This window comes from Desulfofundulus salinus (assembly GCF_003627965.1).
Classification (GTDB): Bacteria; Bacillota; Desulfotomaculia; order Desulfotomaculales; family Desulfovirgulaceae; genus Desulfofundulus; species Desulfofundulus salinus.
In genome coordinates this window covers 2,038,687-2,059,456 of the sequence record NZ_RBWE01000001.1, presented here as the reverse complement: position 1 = coordinate 2,059,456, position 20,770 = coordinate 2,038,687, and the positions used below count along the sequence as shown (strand labels likewise).

Annotated in this window: 20 protein-coding genes; 9 read left to right on the top strand and 11 right to left on the bottom strand. The window is 53.9% G+C overall.

Annotation, left to right across the window (positions count from 1 at the left end):
* The first annotated feature begins 30 nt into the window (after positions 1-30).
* Both recG and D7024_RS10560 read left to right on the top strand, forming a co-directional pair.
* Positions 31-2,103 carry an ATP-dependent DNA helicase RecG gene (gene recG / locus D7024_RS10565; protein WP_121451774.1) on the top strand — a complete coding sequence of 691 codons (2,073 nt, stop codon included), beginning with the start codon at positions 31-33 and terminating at the stop codon, positions 2,101-2,103.
* Positions 2,104-2,319: 216 nt separating this feature from the next.
* Positions 2,320-2,577, top strand: coding sequence for an alpha/beta-type small acid-soluble spore protein (locus D7024_RS10560; RefSeq protein ID WP_121451773.1), 258 nt, complete (start codon positions 2,320-2,322; stop codon positions 2,575-2,577).
* A gap of 177 nt (positions 2,578-2,754) precedes the next feature.
* Here D7024_RS10560 and gpr read toward each other — a convergent pair whose 3' ends face one another.
* Positions 2,755-3,750, bottom strand: a complete 996-nt coding sequence (gpr, locus tag D7024_RS10555; protein WP_243113758.1) for a GPR endopeptidase — start codon at positions 3,748-3,750, stop codon at positions 2,755-2,757.
* A gap of 138 nt (positions 3,751-3,888) precedes the next feature.
* Between gpr and rsmD the strand changes: the two genes are divergently transcribed.
* The 3 genes from rsmD to D7024_RS10540 are packed head-to-tail and all read left to right on the top strand — an operon-like array spanning position 3,889 to position 5,445.
* The gene (rsmD, locus tag D7024_RS10550; protein WP_121451772.1) at positions 3,889-4,452 is read left to right on the top strand and encodes a 16S rRNA (guanine(966)-N(2))-methyltransferase RsmD; all 564 of its coding nucleotides are present in this window, start codon (positions 3,889-3,891) and stop codon (positions 4,450-4,452) included.
* Positions 4,453-4,456: 4 nt separating this feature from the next.
* Complete coding sequence (coaD, locus tag D7024_RS10545) at positions 4,457-4,960, top strand: pantetheine-phosphate adenylyltransferase (RefSeq protein ID WP_121451771.1); 504 nt, start codon at positions 4,457-4,459, stop codon at positions 4,958-4,960.
* A 2-nt stretch (positions 4,961-4,962) separates the two neighbouring features.
* A complete protein-coding gene (locus D7024_RS10540; protein ID WP_121451770.1) occupies positions 4,963-5,445 on the top strand; it encodes an ATPase in 483 nt (160 codons plus the stop codon).
* On the opposite strand, the gene D7024_RS10535 is transcribed toward D7024_RS10540, so the two are convergent.
* From D7024_RS10535 to ylbJ, 7 genes are all read right to left on the bottom strand, one after another.
* Positions 5,442-6,494 carry a phosphotransacetylase family protein gene (locus tag D7024_RS10535; RefSeq protein WP_121451769.1) on the bottom strand — a complete coding sequence of 351 codons (1,053 nt, stop codon included), beginning with the start codon at positions 6,492-6,494 and terminating at the stop codon, positions 5,442-5,444. The two genes, D7024_RS10540 and D7024_RS10535, sit on opposite strands and share 4 nt — an antisense overlap.
* A 10-nt stretch (positions 6,495-6,504) precedes the next feature.
* Positions 6,505-8,607, bottom strand: coding sequence for an acetate--CoA ligase alpha subunit (gene acs, locus D7024_RS10530; protein ID WP_121451768.1), 2,103 nt, complete (start codon positions 8,605-8,607; stop codon positions 6,505-6,507).
* A 149-nt stretch (positions 8,608-8,756) separates the two neighbouring features.
* Positions 8,757-9,545 (bottom strand): trehalose-phosphatase, encoded by a 789-nt coding sequence (gene otsB, locus D7024_RS10525; protein WP_121451767.1) that lies wholly within the window; start codon positions 9,543-9,545, stop codon positions 8,757-8,759.
* Between the two features lie 20 nt (positions 9,546-9,565).
* A complete protein-coding gene (locus D7024_RS10520) occupies positions 9,566-11,029 on the bottom strand; it encodes an alpha,alpha-trehalose-phosphate synthase (UDP-forming) (protein ID WP_165859344.1) in 1,464 nt (487 codons plus the stop codon).
* Between the two features lie 16 nt (positions 11,030-11,045).
* A complete protein-coding gene (locus tag D7024_RS10515) occupies positions 11,046-13,226 on the bottom strand; it encodes an amylo-alpha-1,6-glucosidase (protein WP_121451765.1) in 2,181 nt (726 codons plus the stop codon).
* A gap of 11 nt (positions 13,227-13,237) precedes the next feature.
* Positions 13,238-14,443 (bottom strand): glycosyltransferase family 4 protein, encoded by a 1,206-nt coding sequence (locus D7024_RS10510; RefSeq protein WP_121452541.1) that lies wholly within the window; start codon positions 14,441-14,443, stop codon positions 13,238-13,240.
* Between the two features lie 156 nt (positions 14,444-14,599).
* A complete protein-coding gene (gene ylbJ / locus D7024_RS10505; protein WP_121451764.1) occupies positions 14,600-15,838 on the bottom strand; it encodes a sporulation integral membrane protein YlbJ in 1,239 nt (412 codons plus the stop codon).
* Positions 15,839-16,059: 221 nt separating this feature from the next.
* On the opposite strand from ylbJ, the gene D7024_RS10500 reads away from it, so the two are divergent.
* Entirely contained in the window at positions 16,060-16,437 is a 378-nt protein-coding gene (locus D7024_RS10500) for an ATP-binding protein (RefSeq protein ID WP_121451763.1), read from the top strand.
* A 117-nt stretch (positions 16,438-16,554) separates the two neighbouring features.
* On the opposite strand, the gene D7024_RS10495 is transcribed toward D7024_RS10500, so the two are convergent.
* On the bottom strand, positions 16,555-16,749 hold the full coding sequence (locus D7024_RS10495) for a hypothetical protein (protein ID WP_013822362.1): 195 nt from the start codon (positions 16,747-16,749) through the stop codon (positions 16,555-16,557).
* A gap of 88 nt (positions 16,750-16,837) precedes the next feature.
* Between D7024_RS10495 and D7024_RS10490 the strand changes: the two genes are divergently transcribed.
* Positions 16,838-17,575, top strand: a complete 738-nt coding sequence (locus D7024_RS10490) for a metallophosphoesterase (RefSeq protein WP_121451762.1) — start codon at positions 16,838-16,840, stop codon at positions 17,573-17,575.
* Positions 17,576-17,742: 167 nt separating this feature from the next.
* A complete protein-coding gene (locus D7024_RS10485; protein ID WP_121451761.1) occupies positions 17,743-18,066 on the top strand; it encodes a hypothetical protein in 324 nt (107 codons plus the stop codon).
* A 131-nt stretch (positions 18,067-18,197) separates the two neighbouring features.
* Here the strand turns inward: D7024_RS10485 and D7024_RS10480 are convergent, their stop codons facing one another.
* Positions 18,198-19,385 carry a pyridoxal phosphate-dependent aminotransferase gene (locus D7024_RS10480; RefSeq protein WP_121451760.1) on the bottom strand — a complete coding sequence of 396 codons (1,188 nt, stop codon included), beginning with the start codon at positions 19,383-19,385 and terminating at the stop codon, positions 18,198-18,200.
* Between the two features lie 104 nt (positions 19,386-19,489).
* Between D7024_RS10480 and D7024_RS10475 the strand changes: the two genes are divergently transcribed.
* Complete coding sequence (locus D7024_RS10475) at positions 19,490-20,140, top strand: HAD-IA family hydrolase (RefSeq protein WP_121451759.1); 651 nt, start codon at positions 19,490-19,492, stop codon at positions 20,138-20,140.
* Positions 20,141-20,322: 182 nt separating this feature from the next.
* Here D7024_RS10475 and D7024_RS10465 read toward each other — a convergent pair whose 3' ends face one another.
* Positions 20,323-20,739 carry an RrF2 family transcriptional regulator gene (locus tag D7024_RS10465; RefSeq protein WP_121451758.1) on the bottom strand — a complete coding sequence of 139 codons (417 nt, stop codon included), beginning with the start codon at positions 20,737-20,739 and terminating at the stop codon, positions 20,323-20,325.
* Positions 20,740-20,770: the final 31 nt, after the last annotated feature.

Here is a 20,770-nt window from a genome sequence, read left to right as displayed (position 1 = left end):
AAGGGGGTAAAATCTTTCCAGGCAAACCCAATGGCTGAAGTTGATTTTGAGCAGTATCCCGTACAATATTTGAAAATGGTAGGCCCACGCCGTTTTGCCCTGCTAAAGAGATTGGGGATCAGGACGATAAAGGATTTGCTTTACCACTTTCCCCGGGAATACCAGGAGCGCACGGTGAGGCTGTCTTACGCCTGTGCCCATGGAGAACAGGTTACCCTGCAGGGAATGGTTGTAGGAGTCACCGAGCTTAACCCCAGATCCGGATTATGGATCACCAGGGTAAAAGTGCAGGAACAGGTGGGGCACTTTTTTGCCGTCTGGTTTAACCAGCGCTACATAAAAAAACTGTTTACGGCCGGTAGCCGCGTGCAGGTTACGGGGAAAATTGAACGCCGCTTTGGCGAGATCCAGCTGCTGGTTGCCGATTATGAATTGTTAGAGGACGAGGATCCCGTACCGCAGGGGGGTATAGTACCTATTTACCCCCTTACGGAGCAATTGACCCAGCGTCTCATGCGGTCCTTAATGCGCCTCGCCCTGGACGAGTGGACGCCCCGCATCAACGACTTCCTCCCCCCGGGGGTGCGGCAAAAGTTTTTCCTGCCCGAGCTTTCCAGCGCCCTGCGCCAGATCCACTTTCCGGCCACCGAGAAGGAGGCCATCAGGGCGAGAAAACGCTTTATTTTTGAGGAGCTGTTTTTGCTCCAGCTGGTCCTGGCCTTAAGGCGCAGGCAAATTACCCGGAAGTTAAAACCGCACCGTTACCACGATCACATGAACCTGGTCAAGAGATTTCTTCTCGGTTTGCCCTTTACCCTAACCCCCGGTCAGCAGCGGGCCTGGGAAGAAATCAAAGCCGACATGGATGCCCCCTGGCCCATGAACCGGTTGTTGCAGGGAGACGTGGGGGCGGGCAAAACGGTGGTTAGCACCCTGGCCCTGCTCTGGGCAGTGGGTAGTGGACTGCAGGGAGCGCTGATGGTACCCACAGAAATCCTGGCGGAGCAGCATCACCTTACCCTCTCCCGGAGCCTGGCTCCCCTGGGAATAAAAGTTGGTCTGCTATCAGGGAGCTTGAGAAAGAAAAAGAGGGAACAGTTGTTATCCGGTCTTGCCTCCGGGGAGATACCTCTGGTGGTTGGTACTCATGCCTTAATTCAAGAAGAAGTGCAGTTTAAGTCACTGGCCCTGGTGGTTATTGACGAGCAGCACCGCTTCGGGGTGCGCCAGAGGGCTATTTTACAATATAAAGGACACTGTCCTGACGTGCTGGTCATGACGGCCACACCCATTCCCCGCACTCTGGCTCTTACCCTCTACGGGGATCTGGAGGTAAGCACCATTTCCGAACTGCCTCCCGGGCGGCGGCCGGTACAAACTTATGCCCTTCCTTTTTCACGCCTGTCGGATGTTTATGGCCTGGTGCGGCGGGAAGTGGAAAAAGGCCACCAGGCTTATGTGGTTTGCCCCCTGGTGGAGGAATCGGAAAAAATTGATGTGCGGGCTGCTGTGGAGTTAATGGAGGAACTTTCCCGGGGTCCCCTGGCAGGGTACCGGCTGGGTTTGCTCCACGGTCGCTTGAAACCGGCGGAAAAAGAGGATGTGATGGAGGCCTTTCGCACGGGTCAAATCCAGGTGCTGGTAACCACCACCGTGGTGGAGGTTGGTGTGGATGTACCCAACGCCACGGTAATGGTGATCCTGGACGCCGATCGTTTCGGACTGGCCCAGTTACACCAGTTGCGGGGGCGGGTGGGGCGGGGGAAAGCCCAATCGTACTGCGTTCTGGTTTCCAACAGCTCCACCGAAGAAGCCCGCTTCAGGCTGCAGGCGATGACTTCCACCACCGACGGCTTTGCCCTGGCGGAAAAAGATTTGCAGTTAAGGGGGCCGGGTGAATTTACGGGCACCAGACAATCGGGGCTGCCTGAACTTAAAATAGCCGACCTAGTCCGCGACTGGCGCGCTCTACAGCTTGCCCGGCAGGAGGCGGTGGCTTTAATAAAAAAGGATCCTGAGTTAAAAGCTCCCGAACACCGCCCCCTGGCCCGGGAGTTGCGCTTGAGGTTTGGCGGGAAGGCGGGATACCTGGATATTGGTTAAAAGTCCAAAGTAAAAGCCCACAGGGGCTTTTTTCTTCCAAAAATATATTAAAATCAGGCCAGGAAAGCCAAACCAAGACAGAACAAGGCAAAGCCCTTTTCTTAAAACCTTATGTTAAGGGGGCTGTGGTGGCATGCCGGGGTAAAATGTTCTAGACATAATCAATTGCAACAGGGCCATAATAAGAATAGCCTAAAGGCAAGGAGGTGACGACAGATGGCGTTAGGGCAAAAGCGGAATAAGCTGATTCTTCCCCAGGCCGCCGCGGCCATGGAACAGTTCAAGTGGGAAACCGCTGCCGAGCTAGGCATCCAGGTTCCCCAGAGCGGTTACATGGGTGACCTGCCTTCCCGGGTGAACGGAGCCATTGGCGGTAACATGGTCCGGAAGATGATTGCCGCCTATGAACAAAGCCTGGCCAACGGTACCCAGCCTCCGACTCCTCAAGTAACCAACGCTCGCACCACTCCTTAACGGAGGTTAAGGTATGAGCTTTTTGGGTACACAAGGTCTGGTGCGGTGTACCGGTTATTTGTACAGTTCCCTTTCGGGGGGTCCCAACTAGCAGGAAGACCGGCCGAATCTGGTTCCCTGTTGGTTGGGCCCCCGGCAGGGACGCCCAACCACAAATACTTTGTTCAGTTTTATTTTTTAATGCAGATAATAGCTGTAGTCATCCTCAGTTAAACCTGGGTGCAGGGCCAGGGAAATACCCCCGGCGATAACTTTGGCCGTAGTGGCAATTAACGCGTCTATTTCCTTGGGAGTTACCGTTAGGTTGCCGCCAAAAGGTTCTAAAACCTGTTCAATGGCCCGCCGGGCCAGGGCGGGGTTAAACCCCGTATTCACAGGCGTATTTTGTAGTTGTTCCAAATAGGCGTTAATGGTATCCTGGCTGATGACGGCGGCATGTACCACAGTGGGTACCCCGATAGCGATTACCGGCACTCCCATGCTTTCCCGGTTGATTCCGGCCCGGCGGTTGCCAATGCCTGAACCGGGACTGATTCCCGTGTCGGCTATTTGAATGGTGGTGCAGATACGGGTTACACTGCGGGCCGCCAGGGAATCTATGGCAATGATCAACTCCGGACGGATCTTTTCTACTACTCCCTTTATTATTTCTGCCGTTTCTATACCGGTTAACCCCAGCACTCCCGGGGCCAGGGCGCTGACGGAACGCATGCCGCCTTTTAACTCCTGTGGGGCGTAATTATACAGGTGCCTGGTTACAAGACTCATCTCAATAACCTTTGGTCCCAGAGCGTCCGGGGTTGCGCGCCAGTTTCCCAGACCGACCAGTAAGATATTCCCATACTCCGGAATATGGGCCACAAATCTTTCCAGTTGCCGGGCGAGAATCTGGCTTACTTCATGGTGGGCGGCCGGGTGATTTTCCCTTAACACGGGAGCTTCGATGGTAATATATGTACCCACGGGTTTACCCATGATGGTTTCGGCGGCTTTTTCGACAATATGTACAATGGTTACTTCCCCATGTTCAAACCTTTCCCGATCCACCCGTACACCGGGGATTTCCTGTCCCGTTTCCCCCCGCACAATTTCCCGGGCTTCCAGCGCTAAATCAAGGTTGACTCCAAAGGAACGAAAAAGATCAAAGAGCACACCGTCGGCCCCCCTTTTCATTAAAATCCCTCCAAGTTTCATATATATATTGTCCGCCTCGAGGAGGATTATACACTACATATTTTGCCTGATCGATTTTTCTGGTATAATGTGCTATAATATTTGCGTTGAGACACAGGGAGGAAAGGAATCGCGATCTTGCGAGTTATTGCCGGCATTGCCAAAAAAAGCCGCTTGAAAATTCCCCGGGGATGGAGCGGGCGACCCACTGCCGATCGGGTTAAAGAATCCCTGTTCAATATCCTGGGCCCGCGGATTCCCGGTTCTCACTTCCTCGATCTTTATGCCGGTACAGGCAACGTGGGGATCGAAGCCTTGAGTCGCGGTGCTGCTCAGGTAGTGTTTATCGAAAGGGATAAAAGGGCAGTCAAAACCATCCGGGATAACCTTATTCATGTGGGGTTGGCGGAAGGGGCTGAGGTGCTGGCGCAAGACGTTTTCCTGGCTTTGAGGCAATTGAGCGGACAGCAGTTTGATGTGGTTTTCCTGGACCCACCCTATGGACAAGACCTGGAGTTGCCCACTCTGGAGGCCATTGATCGTCATGGACTGGTTGCTCGCGGTGGCATTGTAGTGGCCGAAAGCAGCAAGCGGCAGGTACTGCCCGGTCAGGTGGGGCGGCTGGTACAATACCGGCAACATCAAGTGGGAGATACCACGCTTTCATTTTATCAGCCCGGAATTGCCGGAGAGGAGGATTAAATCTTTGCGCATCGCGGTTTATCCGGGAAGTTTTGACCCGATAACCAATGGACATCTTGATGTAATTGAGCGGGCGGCCTGTTTGTTTGATCAGCTGGTTGTGGCGGTGTCCCGCAACACCAGCAAAAAGCCGCTTTTTACCGTTAGTGAAAGGTTAGAAATGCTGCGGGAGGTATTGCAGCCCTATTATAACGTGGTGGTAGATTCCTTTGATGGGCTGACGGTGAATTACGCGAAAAGCCTGGGTGCCCAGGCAATTATCCGGGGTCTGCGGGCCATTTCCGATTTTGAAAACGAGTTTATGATGGCCCTGACCAACAAAAAACTGGTTCCTTCAATAGATACTTTGTTCCTCATGACCAGGGCGGAATATTCCTTCATCAGTTCCAGTGCCGTAAAGGAAGTAGCTTACTTCGGGGGCTGTGTGCGTGACCTGGTACCCCCCGTGGTAGAACAAAAGTTGCGGGAAAAATTTATAACCCTTCAACAACCGGTTAGGGAGGGGTAGGAGTGGAGCTATTCCATATTTTAAATGAGATGGAGGAGATGATTGAAAATAGTCCCCGTATACCCATGACCAGGCGGGTGATGGTGGACGAGGATCGCCTGCTGGATTACCTGGACCGCATTCGCACCACCCTGCCCGAAGAATTGCGCCAGGCACGCTGGCTCCTCCAGGAACGGGAAAAGGTGCTGGCTGACACCCGCAAGGAGGCCGGTCGTCTTTTGGAGGATGCCCAGAAACAGCTGGAAAAACGGGCGGAAGAAAGTGAAGTGGTGAAAAAGGCCCAGGCCATGGCAGACGAAATTGTCCATAAGGCGGAACAGGTGGCCAGGGAAATCAAACAGGGGGCCCGGGAATATGCCGATGAGATTCTGGGTGAGCTGGAAGAGGAACTGGACAAGATTATGACCCAGATTCGCAACGGACGGGCTGAATTAAGAGGAGTTAAGGTTAGTGACGGTGTTAATTCCCGGGCGGCCCAGGGCTAATCCGCCAGGGCGTGAAGTATGGCGGGAAAATCGCAGTATTTTTCCACGTTTTCCCGGGCCAGGGCAATGCGTTTGCGGTCCCGGGGGCGGATTCGCCGGCTAATCTCCGCCAGCTTTTCAATAGTGGTAAAGGTGTCGTAATGCACCAGAATAAGCGGCACGTTTTTTTCTGCTGCCCGGGCAATAACCTTTACGTCCGGATATAAACCACCGGTGAGGATTAACACTGACGTGCTGGTTTCCAGGGCCGCCAGGGCCAGGTCAGCCCGGTCACCCCCGGTAATCACCGCCTTATTGGGAGCCCGACGCAAATAACCCAGGGCACTTTCAATAGTCATCGCACCGACAATCACGTCCTCTACCAGCCGGTCCATATTTTCTTCGCCGGCCAGGATTTCCCCGCCCAGTGTTTCGTAAAATTCCGCCACTGTGGGCGAAGATATTTCCGGACGCTGGGGAATGATACCCAGGGTACGGTATCCCCGTTCGGTGAGGATGGACTTATAAATCCCTTCTGTTTTGGCCAGTAACGGGCGGGGGACGTTGTTAAAAACATTCCCCAGCATCTTGATGCCCTGATTTGCCAGGTAGCTGTTGACGAAAATGGCTTCATCCAGACTGAAATCATTTTCAATGCGGATCGTGAACAAGACCAGGGCTTCAAACTTTTTGGCCAGGGTGACGGCATCCAGGCCCCAGCACCCCATGATATGGGGGAAGGCGGCTCCCCCGATAAGCACCACGTCTGCCCCGGCACTGACCTGCCGGTAGCAGGATAGGATCCGTTCTAATGCCTCGCATTGCCGGTAGCCCGACAGATAGGACGGACCGGCGATAAAGGGTGCGATTACATCCAGAGGTTGTTTTAAATTTAACACCTCCTGCATGAGCCGCGCGTCCTCGTCATTCTGTTCCCTTACACCGGTGGGATGGCCCACCGGCTTAAAATAGGCTACCTTATATCCATGCTGGACTAGTTTTAGGGCCAGGCCCACCGCCATGGCTGTTTTTCCGCTGCCCGCCGTACCAATGATATAAAGGTTTTTCACCGCTTACACCTCACGATATGGTGATTTTTATATCCAGGGCAAAGGCCCCGTCCGGATAGGCAAAAACCGGGTTAATATCCATTTCTCCAATTTCAGGAAAATCAAGCGCCAACCTGGCAGTCCGGGCAATCATTTCTACGATTGCCCCGATATCCTTTGGCTTTTCGCCACGGTAACCCCGTAACAACGTGTAGGCCTTGGTTTCGGTAAGCATGTGCTGGATTTCCTGCCTGGTCAGGCCATGGGCCAGGCGGAAGGAGATGTCTTTTAAAAGGTTGACGTAAATTCCTCCCAGTCCAAAGGCTATTAAAGGGCCGAACTGTACGTCCCGGGTCATGCCAATGATTAATTCCGTTCCCTTGGGCATCATTTTTTGAATCTCAATGCCGTGGATAACCACCTTGGGCAGGAAACGCTGGACGTTTTCGGTAATCTCAATAAAGGCTTTTTTCACTTCCTGGGGAGTTTCCACCCCTATTTTTACTCCACCGATGTCGGTTTTGTGTAAAATTTGTGGGGAGGCTACCTTCATGACCACTGGGAAACCAATTTCCTGTGCCCTGGCCGCTGCTTCATCGGGACTGGTGGCCAGGACAATGGGGGCCACGGCAATCCCGTAGCAGCCGGCCACCTGGCTGGCTTCACTGCCGACAAGAGTTAACCGGCCTTCCTGGCGTACTTTTTGCAAAATTTCCTTAACCGGCTCGGGCTGGATACCACCCAGCTCGAGCTCCTTTTCTTTTTCCGGCAATTCCCTGGCCCGGGCGTAGCGCACCATCCCGCTCAAGGCCCTGACCGCCGGCTCCGGAAAGGTGAAACAGGGTATGCCTTCTTCTGCCAGGAGTTTAGCTCCTGCCGCCAGGGTTTTTCCGCCCATATAGGCAGCAAATACCGGCTTATCCGGGTGAATGCGGTGAGTTTCAATGATGGCCCGGGCGGTTTGTTCCGGTTCCGTGACTGCCGTGGGGCAGACCAGCACCACCGCGCTATCCACACTTTGATCACCGAGCACCTTTTCCAGGGCAAAGCGGTAGCGGTTTTCGCCGGCGTCACCAAGGACGTCCACCGGGTTATAAATGGCCGCTTCCCGCGGTAGGTTGGCCCTTAACTCCTGGCTGGTTTCCTTGCTGAAGCGGGCCATGGTCAGTTCGCTCATTTCGATGCTGTCCGTGGTTACAATGCCGGGTCCGCCGGCATTGGTTACCACCGCCACCCGGTTTCCTTTGGGCACGGGTTGGTGGGCAAAGGCAACGGCCAAATCAAAAAGCTCGGCCATGCTCCGGGCACGGATGACCCCGCTTTGCCGGAAAGCCGTCTCATAGGCCAGGTCGCTGCCGGCCAGGGCCCCTGTGTGGGAGGATGCGGCCTGGGCCCCGGCCTGGCTGGCACCACTTTTGAGGATGATCACCGGCTTTTTGCGGCTGGCCGCCCTGGCCACCCGTAAAAACTGCTGGCCCCGGGCCACGTCCTCGATGTAACAGAGGATAACCCTGGTGTTGGGGTCGTTGGCCGCGTCGGCTATAAAATCCGCTTCATTAAGATCGGCCTTGTTTCCCAGGCTGATAATCCGGGAAAAGCCCAGTCCGGTGGCCAGGCTCCAGTCCAAAATGGCCACCAGCATGGCCCCGCTCTGGGAAATGAAAGCGATGTTCCCCTGCTTCGGAAAAACGGCAGAAAAGGAGGCGTTTATGGGTACGTGGGTATCCATCATGCCAACGCAGTTGGGCCCTAAAAGGCCCATGCCGTAACTGCGGCAAATGCGGGTGAGTTCCTTTTCCAGAATGAGTCCTTCCTTGCCCACTTCCTTAAATCCTGCCGAGATTACCACCAGATTTTTGGCCCCCGCAAGGCCGCATTCCTGTGCTACGGCGATTACCCGGCTGGCCGGAACGGCGACCACCACCAGGTCCACGCTTTCTCCGATGGCGCTTAAATTGGGATAACAGCGAAGCCCTTCTATTTCTTCCTCTTTGGGATTGACGGGATAAATCCTGCCCGGGTAACCGCAGGCGATCATATTTTTCACTAACACGTTGCCAATTTTACCCGGTTTTTTGGAAGCACCGACAATGGCTACCGTTTGGGGGCGAAAAAAAGCATGCAGGTCCGCCAAGTATCTCACCTACTTTGAACCTGGTGTCGGTTGTGTTTATCATGTCCGGCAAGGGGAAAAAGCATACCATTGGCGGCCTGCATTTGTATTACCGGCTATTGTATTACGCGGGGGCAACTTATTGTTGGCCTCAAGTTGTCTTCAAAAGGCTAAAAATAACCCTCCTTAGCAAGCAGGAGAAGCAATGTGTACACCTCCCGGGGTGAGGACAAACGAATGGTTGCGGCGCTGGCGCGGGATTGGGGGCTCACCAGGATACCATAGCCTCTTTTGAGGGCCATAAAGGCATCCTCATCGGTCCGGTCGTCTCCAATATAAACAGGTAGTGCCCCGCCATATTTCCCGCAGAGGTACTGCACCGCTCTTCCTTTGCTTACTCCCCGGGGGCGTATTTCCAGCACTTTTTTTCCCGGCAGGATTTCCAACCGGTTTTTGCCCATGATGGGGACAACTCTTTCGATAAAACTATCCAGCACCTCCCGGGCCAGGTCGGGATCTGCCAGGCGATAATGTAAGGCCAGTGAGATGCCTTTATTTTCCACTAAAAAGCCCCTGCTGTTGGCCACACATTCCCTCGCTACCCTTTCCAGGCTTGAAATGTTTTCTTCCAGCTTGCGATTCTCGAACAGGCGGTATGTTTTGCCCCCGGTTTCCTGTATTTCCGCCCCGTGGGAACCAGCCAGGTACAGGCCGGTCAGGGGTAGTAGTTTTTGTAGTTCGGCCAGTTTACGACCGCTGATCACCGCTACCACTCGACCGGGGGAAAGGGTTAACTTTTGCAGAGTAGCCAGAAGTTCCGGGTTCGGCCGGGCCAGATCCGGGGTGGGGGCAATAGGTACCAGAGTGCCGTCGTAATCCAGCATGAGCAGCAACCGGGATGCCGCAGCCATCCATGCAGCCAGTTTTTCCGGGGTTGTCATGGGCGGTTCCTTGCGCACCAGGGAACCGGCCTCCCGGTTTACAGGTTGGCCGCGTTGATGGCTGCCGGGGTGAGGCCGGAACCCAGGCTTTTAACCAGTTTCAAGTTGTTCTGCCACCACCAGCGCACATCCCGGCTTTTCACGATGCGGCGCAAAGATTCCAGGCGGCTTTTTTGTTCCTGGAAAGGCATCTCCAGGGCTATTTTGATTTTGGCTGCCAGGTGGGCCGGTTCAAAGGGATTGGCCAGCAGTGCTCCGTGAAGTTCCTGGGCCGCTCCGGCAAAGGGGCTCAGGATAAGCACTCCCTTGCCATCAATGCGTGAAGCCACAAATTCCTTGGCCACCAGATTAAGGCCGTCCCTTAAGGCCGTCACCAGCAGCACGTCGGCAGCCAGGTAATGGGCTACCAGCTCTGCCTGATCCAGGGATTGATGGCGGTAGCGCACCGGTACGGCTCCATACATTTGGTCGTACCGTCCGTTGATTTCGCCTACTATTCGTTCCACTTCCTGCTTTAAGGCTCCGTATTCGCCAATACCATTGCGGCTGGGTACGGCAATTTGTAACAGGGTGACCCTTCCGCGGTATTCAGGACACTTTTCCAAAAAGTAGGCCATGGCCCGTATCCGCTCGGGAATTCCTTTGGTGTAGTCCATGCGATCTATGCCCAGAAGCACCTTTTCCGCACCAAGGGATTTGCGTATTTCCTCCGCCCTGGCCCGCACGGCGGGATCGGCGGCCAGCTGTTCAAAGCGGTGGCAGTTAATACCTACCGGCAAAGCCTGCACCAAAATGCGGCGGTTGCGCAGGCGTATCAGGCCCTGTTCTGGGTAAATTCTGGCCGGGTAATAGCAGGCAACGGTATCGAGAAAATTCTGTACGTACCGGCTGGTATGGAAGGCGATCAGGTCGCTGCCCAAAAGACCGTAGATGATCTGCCGTCCCCAGGGGAGGATCTGGAAAAGGTCTGCCGGGGGAAAGGGAATGTGCCAGAAGAAGGCAATGGTAGCCCCGGGTGACTGGTGCCGCAAGAGCTGTGGTACCAGGGCAAGGTGAAAATCGTGTATCCAGTAAATTTCCTTTTTTGCTTCCAGGGTGATGTGGGCAAACTTCTGGTTAACCCGGCGGTAAGCATCCCAGTAAGCCTTTTTAAAGGAACAACGTTCGGGCAGCTGGTGGCACAGGGGCCAGAGACAAGCGTTGCAGAAACCGTGGTAGTAGTTATCATGTTCTTCTGCGGAGAGAAAAACCTCCTGGATATGGTAGCGTGGTTCTCCCGGTGGGATGCCCAGCTTAACGCCCCGGTCCTTGCCCGTATTATCAATGCGCCCGCACCAGGAGATCCAGGTTCCCCCGTGGGCGGTCAGAACCGGTTCCACCGCCGAAGCCAGTCCTCCTACCGTGCGCCTGGTAATTAATTGATCGTGACCCTCCTGGAAGGTATAGGCTCCCCGGTTGGAAACTACAACCACCTGTGCGGGGTTTCGTCCATGGCCGTACACAACTTCCACCTCCTTTTTAATTTTCAATGATCACGCGGGTGTTGCCCGTGGCCCGCAGCACTCCGCAATAGGCTTTGCCCTGTTTACGGGTAAATTCCAGATCCACCGTTCCGCAGCCTGCGGCCAGGTTGCAGATCTGGATTTCCTGGACCCAGGGAGGCAGCTGGGGAGCACTCACCCGCACCTCGTTACCCCAGCAGGAGATGCCCAGCATGGTACGTATGAGCAGGGGCATGGTCCCTACGGCCCAGGCCTGGGGATCACAGGCGGTGGGGTAATGTACGGGGCCGCCGTCTCTGCGCCTGGTGAAACCACAGAAGACCTCCGGCAGCCGGTGATAGGGAAAGGACATGGCCGCCTCGAAAAGGCCGGTGACCACTTTTTCCAGAAGGTCAAACTGGCGGTAGCAACGTAACCCGTAAGCAATGATGGCGTTGTCATGGGGCCAGACCGAACCGTTATGATAACTCATGGGATTATACGGCCCCATGGATTTGCTCATGGTGCGAATACCCCATCCGGAATACATGTCGCTGGTTAACAGCCGCCGGGCTACGGCCACGGCCAGTTCATCGGGTAGAATGCCGGTAAACAGGCAGTGGCCCGGGTTAGAGACAATGGTTTTAATCTGTTTTTTGTCACCATCAAGGGCAAAGGCCAGGTACTGTTCCTCTTCCATCCAGAAAGCCTCTAAAAACTTGCGTTGCAGGACCAGGGCCTCCTGTTCCAGCTCCCAGGCCCAGTCATCCTTTCCCAGTACCCGGCCCATTTCAGCGGCCCGCTTTAAAGCAAGGTAATAATAGGCTTGTACTTCCACCAGGGCGATGGGACCGGTGGGCAGACTGCCCCGGGGATCAATAACCCCGTCCCAGGAGTCTTTCCAGCCCTGGTTTGTCAGCCCCCCGGGGGAACGGACGGCATATTCAATAAACCCGTCGCCGTCCATATCCCCGTATTTCCGGCACCATTCCACGGCGGCAAAAAGATTTGGAGCCAGATCGGTTAGTAGCTGTTTGTTTCCAGTCCAGTGGTAGGTTTCGGAAAGCAGGATGATGAACCAGGGAGTGGCGTCCACGCTGCCGTAATAGGGAGTATGGGGAATTTCCCCGCAGGCGGCCAGCTCTCCCCGGCGGAGCTCATGGAGTATCTTCCCGGGTTCTTCATCCCGCCAGGGGTTATACTCTTTCCCCTGCAGGCGGGCCAGGAAGTACAAGCTTTCCCGCGCAATGTCGGAGTTGACAATTAAGGCCTGCCAGGAAGTAATCAGGGCGTCCCGTCCAAAGGGGGCCGCATACCAGGGTATGCCGGCCTGCACAATGGTGCCCAGATCGGGATAGCAGGTGCACAGGGCGTACAGGTCGGTCACGTTGCGCCGGAGCATGTTGCTCAAAAAGACATTATCGCTTTTAAACTGGGTACACTGCTGTTTCCACTTTTCATAGAGAGAATAGGTTTTGCGCACTGCCCGGCTGAATCCCGCGGCAATGGTTCCTCTCCCGCGGGTGCAGGCAGGATTGGGCTTGTTGCCAATAAAAGGCTTTACCTGCATGTAGAGGTAAACTTTGCGTCCGGGAGGCAAGGTGAGGGAGAACCGGGCGGTGGCCAGGTTTTTTTCTTCGTTTGTCTCCACACCGTCGGGATAAGGGGAAAAGGAAACTCTGGTATAACGGCACAGGCTATCTCTTCCCCGGTACCCAAAGAGGACTCCCTCCTGGGTAGACACCGGGATAAAAATTTCCCCCTCCTGGTCGCGGATAAAGCCCCGCACCTCAAAAATATCCCGAAAATCGGCTCCCAGGGTGATCTGCAGGGTGATCATTACGGGCATGGGGTTGAAATTGATTAGCCGCAAGCGTTGAAACAGGGCGTTATCCAGGACCCGCAGGGCACGGATGTGAATGGTGCTTGCCGGGATAACATGATTGTCCCGGTCCAGGGCCGGGTTGGTAAGTTCGAATTGGGCAAAGTGGCTGTCCTTAATGGAGGAGGAGAGGAATAGAAGGTTCCCTTCCGTTAGCCCCATTTCCAGACAGCTCAAAAAGCGGGTGTCCCGGTAATAGAGTCCAAAGCCCCCGTTATGCTCATGGGATACCTCTCCCTCGGGTCCACAAATGAAAAAAAGTTCTCCTTCTTTAAGCACTTCCTGGGAAAGGCACGTCCGGGTGGCTAACCCCGGTATGTGGGTGATATCAAGCACCGCATTACCTCCTAGGCAATTTGTTTTTGCTTGCGCAGGTAAGAGGCCAGTGTTTTACCGTAAACCTGGAGTGTACGGGCTGTCATGACTTCGCGGGTAAAGTTTTTTTCTACCATTTGCCGCCCTGTTTCACCCATTTGCCGGGCCTTCTGGGGATTGGCCAGCAAATGGCAGCACCTTTCGGCTAAAGCCTCGTGATCGTGCATCGGCACCACGTAGCCGTTGATATCGTCCTGGATTACCTCGGGCATACCGCCGGCCCGGCTGACTACCATGGGACGACCCGTGGCCAGGGATTCCAGCAAGGCCAGGCCAAAGGGTTCCTCAAAACAGGAGGGGTAGATGCTAACTTCTGCGGCCTGGTACATCAACGGTATTTCATCCCAGGAGAAGAAACGGATAAAAATATCCCGTTCCAGCTCCAGTTCCGTAATCAGGCGTTTGATCCTGGATACGTGTTCGGGCTGCCGGCTGCCCCAGTCCACGGTTTTTTCCGTACCGGCCAGCACCAGCAGGGCATCCGGAAATTGTTCCTTGATGAGTTTGAAGGCCTTGATGCTGATATGGCAGCCCTTATCGTAACTCATGCGTGCCGGGTGGAAGATGACCCTTTTCCCTTTTAGTTCTGGATAGGTTTCCCACGCCTTTTGCAGATCCTCTTCGGTAGGGGGTCTAAATCTTTCCAGATCGATGCCGTGGTGCACCACGGTAATCCTGTCTTCAGGAAAACCGGCTTTAACCAGTTCTTTCTTGATGTAATGGCTCACCGCAATTACCGCATCCCATTCGGCGGCATGACGGCACATTTTTTCCCAGACTGAGTCAGACCAGACGTTGTGGGCCGTTAGTACCAGGGGGATTCCCCAGCGCTTCTTTGCTTCCAGCAGAGCCTCAAGATGGACCGGACTGAAGTAATGCATGTTATGGGCGTGGATAATGTCAGGGTGAACTTGTTGGATAAAATCGCCAATCAACCGGCGAATATCATTTCTTCTGTCCATGATTTGTTTTGCATCCAGGCTGTTCAGATCCATTAGCCTGTGGCGTAAGATCCTTAATCCCCGCCAGGTGTAATCCACTTCCTCTTCCAGGGTGGACCCGGTGAGCAGGCTTACCTGGCAACCGTAGCGGGCAAGCTCTGGACACAACATGGCCAGATGGCTTTCCACCCCGCCGATAATCGGTGGAAAAGCCCAGTGTAACATAGCAACTCTCACACTGACACCTCCCAAAAAATAGTAGTCCCGGCTGGTTTTCTGCTGCCGGGTATGTTCAATGCAAAACTTCATCCGGCCAGGAGAAAACCCCCAAAACCATAATTTTCTATCTTATTTTAAGACTATTATAAGCAATTGCCAGAAAAACTGTCAAGATTATCTAGGACGGAGTACAATGACGCGTATATGGGTTAGTATGACCAGCACCACAGCCAGCATAATCATGATACCCAGGGATAGAAGGAGCAGGAACAGGGAAATAAGACTCGCGCTCCAAAGGGAAACGGGTTGAACCGTGGTGAGAAGTGGTGTAAAAACAGGCTGGATCAGAGACTGGTTTAAAGTTGCGGCCGGGCCAAACATCAGGCAGGTATAAAAGGCGGCCAGGATGGCATGTGCTACCCGTACCAGTATAAAAGGGCCCATGCGAATATCGGTTCCGGCGATCATGTTGGCCGCCTGGGCCTGGATGGACAGGCCGCTCCAGGCCAGGATCATGGCTACGGCAATCAACTGGTGAAGCAAAGGGGCAGCCGCTTCCGAAGCCAGCTTGGTACCCGTGGTCATTTCAAACAGCCCGCTGGCCAGGGCCGGGAGCACTGCCGGCGAGAGGCCGAGAGGCACCAACACCAGCCCTAATGCCCGGGCCACTAAGTCAATGAAACCCGCTTGAGTAAGCAGGCGAATAATAACGGCGAAGAGAATGATAAAACCGCCGATGTTTAAAAGATTATTGATGGCATTTTTTACGGCATCGCCAATAATCTGGCCCGAAGTACGTTTATCCTGGCGCTGTCGGGTGACCATTTCGGCCAGGGCCCGTTTTAAAATCCAGGTATTCCTGTCGGCCATAGGCCGGGGGATCACCTCCGGGTCGCGACGGCCGTAAAAACGCAAAGCCAGGCCAAGGGTAAGGTTGGCCAGGTAATGGGCTCCGGCAATGAGGGGACCGAGGGAGGCGTTGTGAAACATACCTACGGCTACCGCCACCAGCATGAATAGGGGGCTGGAGTTGTTTGTAAAAGACATTAACCGTTCCGCTTCGATTCTGGTGCATAGCTTTTGGGCCCGCAGGCGGGCGGTAACCATGGCTCCAATGGGGTAGCCGCTGGTATAACCAATAGCCAGGACAAAGGATCCCGCACCGGGGACGTTAAAAAGGGGGCGCATAACCGGTTCCAGAAGAACACCCATAAAATGCACGACCCCAAAATTCATGAGCAGTTCGGAAACGATGAAAAAAGGTAAAAGGGAAGGGAATACTATATTCCACCAGGCACCAAGGCCGTAGACGGCCCCCTCATAGACGGTTTGGGGCTGCGTAATCATGCCCAAAACAAACAGGATGGCACAGGCCGTCCAGAACAGACGCATGGTTTCCCGGTGTTTTTGCATTTTTGGTCACCCGCTTCGCACCGCATTGATTACTGCCGTCCGTGCACGTGGGATTTGGCGACCCTTTTGATATATATGGGACTCTGCTAACCGATAGACCACTTTTTCAGCAATGTGAGAATAGTCACAGCCGGTGGGGGAAGAAGCGCACAGCGTTTGCGGGCAGGATCGGTTATTTTAATGGCAGGAAGTAATGTAATCTAGCAAGAGGGGGTTTTTTCATGCCTAAGCGTCAGATCGTGCGCATAGACGAGGAAAAATGTACCGGTTGCGGTCTGTGTGTGACCCCTTGTGCCGAAGGGGCTATCCAGATTGTGGATGGTAAGGCCCGGGTAGTTCGGGAGGAACTATGCGATGGTGCTGGTTTTTGTATCGGCGTTTGTCCGGTGGGCGCCCTTTCCATTGAAGAACGGGAAGCGCCGGCCTTTTCCGAAGAGGCAGTCCACGAGCACTTAAAGGGTAAGGAAAAAACCTACATTACCCAAACCTGTTTCCGCTGTGGTAACACCGAGGACCGTATTCCGCTGCTCCCTTGCCGGCACCGCGGCGAAAGCCTCTGGGTGTGCACCCGCTGCCTGCCGCCGCTTATTCACGGTTAACCTCTTCGACGGTTCCCGAAAAAAAGATGCGACTTCTGCCGCAAGTCGCGTCTTTTTTTCCCCGTACCAGGAGCAGGAGTCCGGACAGATGTGTCGAAGAGGAATGCTGGGGCCGGGTTAACGGGAGTATTGACAGTAGCATTTAATGCATTTACCCCTGGAACCCTTGAACAGGTCACGAAATAGCTGGTCCAGTTCTGCATGCTTCAGGCGAATCAAGCCTTCGGGATTGGCAAGGACATTGTTGACAAACAGGCGAATGTAAACGTGTTCCTGGGTTTCGACCACCACCACGAGTTTGTACTCATTCATCGGGTTACACCCCTTTGTTCTTTAAGTTCCCCCCTTTTCCGCGCCCGGCCCCAGGCCAGGGCACGCTGGGTGGGAGAGTGAGACTAAGATGAAAATATATGCTATCAGCGACTTACATTTATCCTTTTCCAGGACACCGGATCCGGCAAACTGGGGGGACAGTCCGGAGTATAAGCCCATGGCCGAGGTAGATGAGTCGTGGGCCGCTCATGCATCTCGCATCTACGAAAACTGGACGCGGATCGTTACTGACGACGATGTGGTGCTGGTGGGCGGGGACATTTCCTGGGCCATGCGTTTGGAGGAAGCCCGGCCGGACTTACATTTTCTCGGTTTGCTGCCGGGGCTTATTATAGCCGTACAGGGCAACCATGATTACTGGTGGCAGAGTATCTCCCGGGTGCGGGCGCTGGCTCCTCCCAATATGCGCCTGATCCAGAACGACCACATACGGCTGGGTGATCTGGTCATCTGCGGTACCCGGGGATGGCTGTGCCCCAACGGCGCCTTTTTCAAGGATGAAGATATGAAAATTTACAAGCGCGAACTCATCCGGTTGAGGAACTCCCTGGAAAGCGTGCAAAGGCCAGCGGAGGAAATCATTGTCATTATGCATTATATGCCGACTAATGAAAAACACGAATACAGCGGATTTATCGAAATTTTTCAAGAGTACGGCGTAAAACATGTGGTTTACGGCCACCTGCATGCCCGGGCCTGCCGTTACCGTTTGCCCGATCAGGCCTGGGGCATCAACTTTTATCTCACCAGCGCCGACTATTTATCTTTCACGCCGCGCCTGATTATGAATTGGCCTCCTTCTTAAAAGAAAAATTATTTTTTGCCTTTAAGGGAAAAATTCCATTTTAAAAGGGGAGCAGGAGTTTAATCTTTTATATCTAAATATAAACTGAAAAGAAAAGTTTTTAAAGACCTGAGTGAGGGGAAATAGGGAAGTGTTTTTATGGGGGTAGAATAAGGGAGGGGTTATATTTGGCTAAATTTATTTGTGACACCTGCGGTAAGGAAGTGCAGGTCATTGATGGTGTGGTCTCCTGGACCAGGGAAGAACAGGAGCTACGCAATTTCAAGCTTACCCACAAAGAAAGCCTCGGTACTGGTTGCCAGCCGGATAATAACCGTTACCGGGAATTGTATACGCTAACCCTGGCCAGCGGGTTTATGGAGTTTGTGCAGTACCTCCTGGAACGGTGGGCAGATGGACTGGTCTTAAGGGATCCTGAAACCCTGCGCAGTGTCATGCGTCAGTTGAACCTGCATATGCATGAAAAATTGTTGATGCTGGTTGAGGAGTAAAACGGGTTGGAAAATTTGCCTCGAGGAGCTCTGCTTGTGCAGCAGGGCTTTTGATTTTTTGCCTGGGCGGTCGGCCGTTCCGGACGGCCGCCGCCCTAAATATTTAATGCAGGTCTTGTACGCCCCCTGGTTTACTTGAGGCCGAGTTCCTGGGCCAGTTTTGTCCAGGCGGGCAAAGAATTGAGGATGATTTGTTTGCTTATACAATAGGAGATGCGGAAGTATCCCGGCAAACCAAAACCGCTTCCAGGTACCACCAGGATATTATATTTTTGAGCCAACCGGGCAAATTCCAGGTCGTCAGGCAGGGGGGAGCGGGGGAACAGGTAAAAGGCCCCCTGGGGTTTGACCACCTCAAAGCCCAGGGAAACCAGGTGATTATACAACAGGTCACGCTTTTCCTGGTAAGCGGCAATATCCACCTTTTCCCGCTGCAATTTGGCCACCAGCCGTTGCATCAGCGCGGGGGCATTGACAAATCCCAGGGTGCGGTTGCAGAAAACCAGCCCTTCCAGCAGCAGGTCGCTTTCGTCAATCTCCGGGTGAACGGCAATATAACCAATGCGCTCGCCTGGCAGGGCCAGGTCCTTGCTGTGGGAGGTGATCACGATGCTGTTCCGGGTGAACTGAAAGACGCTGGGTACTTCTATGCCATCGTAAACTATTTTGGCGTAGGGTTCATCGGAAATTAAATAAATGGTAGTGCCCAGTTCTTCCCCTTTTTTATCCAGAAGCTTTCCCAGTTCCGCCAGGCACCCGGCCCCGTATATTACCCCCGTTGGGTTATTGGGTGAATTGATGATCACTGCCTTTGTCGCGGGGGTAATGGCTTTTTCCAGGGCCGTCAAATCCGGCTGAAAGTCGGGGCCCGTGGGCACCTCTTTAATTACTCCGCCGTGGTTATCCGCATAAAAGCGGTACTCGACGAAATAAGGGGTGAGTACAATAACCTCGTCCCCCTGATCCAGCAGGGTTTTTAATACTACGTTTAATCCCCCTCCGGCACCCACCGTCATCACCACATGCCGGGCGCTGAAGGGCAGTCCCGTGTCTTCGGCCAGCACTTCGGCAACAGCCCGGCGGGTTTCCTCGTAGCCGGCGTTGCTCATGTACCGGTGCATACCCGGGATGGGGTTTGCGGCCAGTTTACGTAATTCCTCTTTAAAGGCCGCCGGAGGTTCCACGTCGGGATTGCCCAGGGTAAAATCATACACCTTGTCGGCACCGTAAATGGCGCGCAACCGCTCTCCTTCTTCAAACATTTTGCGGATCCAAGAGGCTTGGGAAAGAAATCCGGCAATTTTTTTGCTGATAGTCACAATTAAACCCTCCTTTGGGTTTTGAAATTCGCCGTAGAGTAAAAAACACCTGCTTATCAACCGGCGGTTATGCTATAATGTTGAAGGAAAGGCAGGAATGAAACATGTGCTTACAGGTGGCTTTATTTGATCTGGACGGCACCCTGGCCGACTCCTTACCCCTGATTAAACATACCTACCGGCGGGTGTTTACCGAAATGGGCATTCCCTGGGGCAGTGAAGATGTCATGCGCTGGATTGGTCGTCCCATCGTGGATATTGCGCGGCATTTTGCTGGGGAAAGGGCGGAAGAGTTTATCCAGCGTTATCAGTACCACTACCACCGTGATCACGACCTTTATACGCGGCTTTTTCCAGGTACGCTGGAAATGCTCCAGAGCTTGCGTACTAAGGGCATCCAGTTAGGTATCGTCACGTCCAAAGGAAAAACAGGTGCGTGGCGGACTGTTAACTTTACCGGCCTGGACCGCTATATTGATGTAATGATTACGGCCCATGACGTGGAGAAGCATAAGCCTCTGCCCGATCCAATCCTCAAAGCCATGGAAATACTTCATGCCCAACCGCACCGGACCGTCTATGTGGGAGACAGTCATTTTGATATCCAGGCCGGCCGGGCGGCCGGAACGGTAACCCTGGGCGTCACCTGGGGTATAACCCCCCGGGAGGAATTGGAACGTTATCAACCCGACGGGCTACTGGAATCCTGGGCGGATTTAAAGTCATTTCTACACAAAGCTAATGGAAGGCTCTAGCGCAAAAAAAGAATGGGGCCTGGAAATAAAACCCCATCCCTTTCATAGAGCGCTTTCCTAAGTCATCCGCAAACTGCCTTGCCTTCCGGCAATCGTTACAGTGGGGCGATACGTAAAGGGTCACATGATAATCCCCCAACACCGATACCTCCATCTTTGATTTTTACCCTATTTTGCCCCGGTTACGGGGGAATTTTGCCGGCAAGCTGGGCAAAATTATAGCGCTTAAATTCCCGGATGAGGGTTTCTTGAATGGATGACAGGGCCCGGTGCACGGGACAGTGGGGTGGCCCCTGCTTGCTGCAAAATTCTGCGTCCACCAGGCAACGGTTTATTTGTACCGGTCCCTCCACGGCCACCAACACGTCCAACAGGGTGATTTCCGCGGGCGGCCGGGCCAGGGCGTAGCCTCCACCCACGCCGCGGTAGGAATCTACGATGCCCGCCTTGGTAAGCAGGCGTAAAATCTTCAGCAAGAAACGCATGGGTATGCATTCCTGCGTGGCGATAGCCTGTGCCTCTACCACCTCTCCGGGAGGTAATTGGGCCAGGTAAAGCACTGCCCGTAAAGCGTAATCTGTAGCCTGATTAAGCCTCATCCATTGCCCCTCATTCTTAAAGTATACTTAA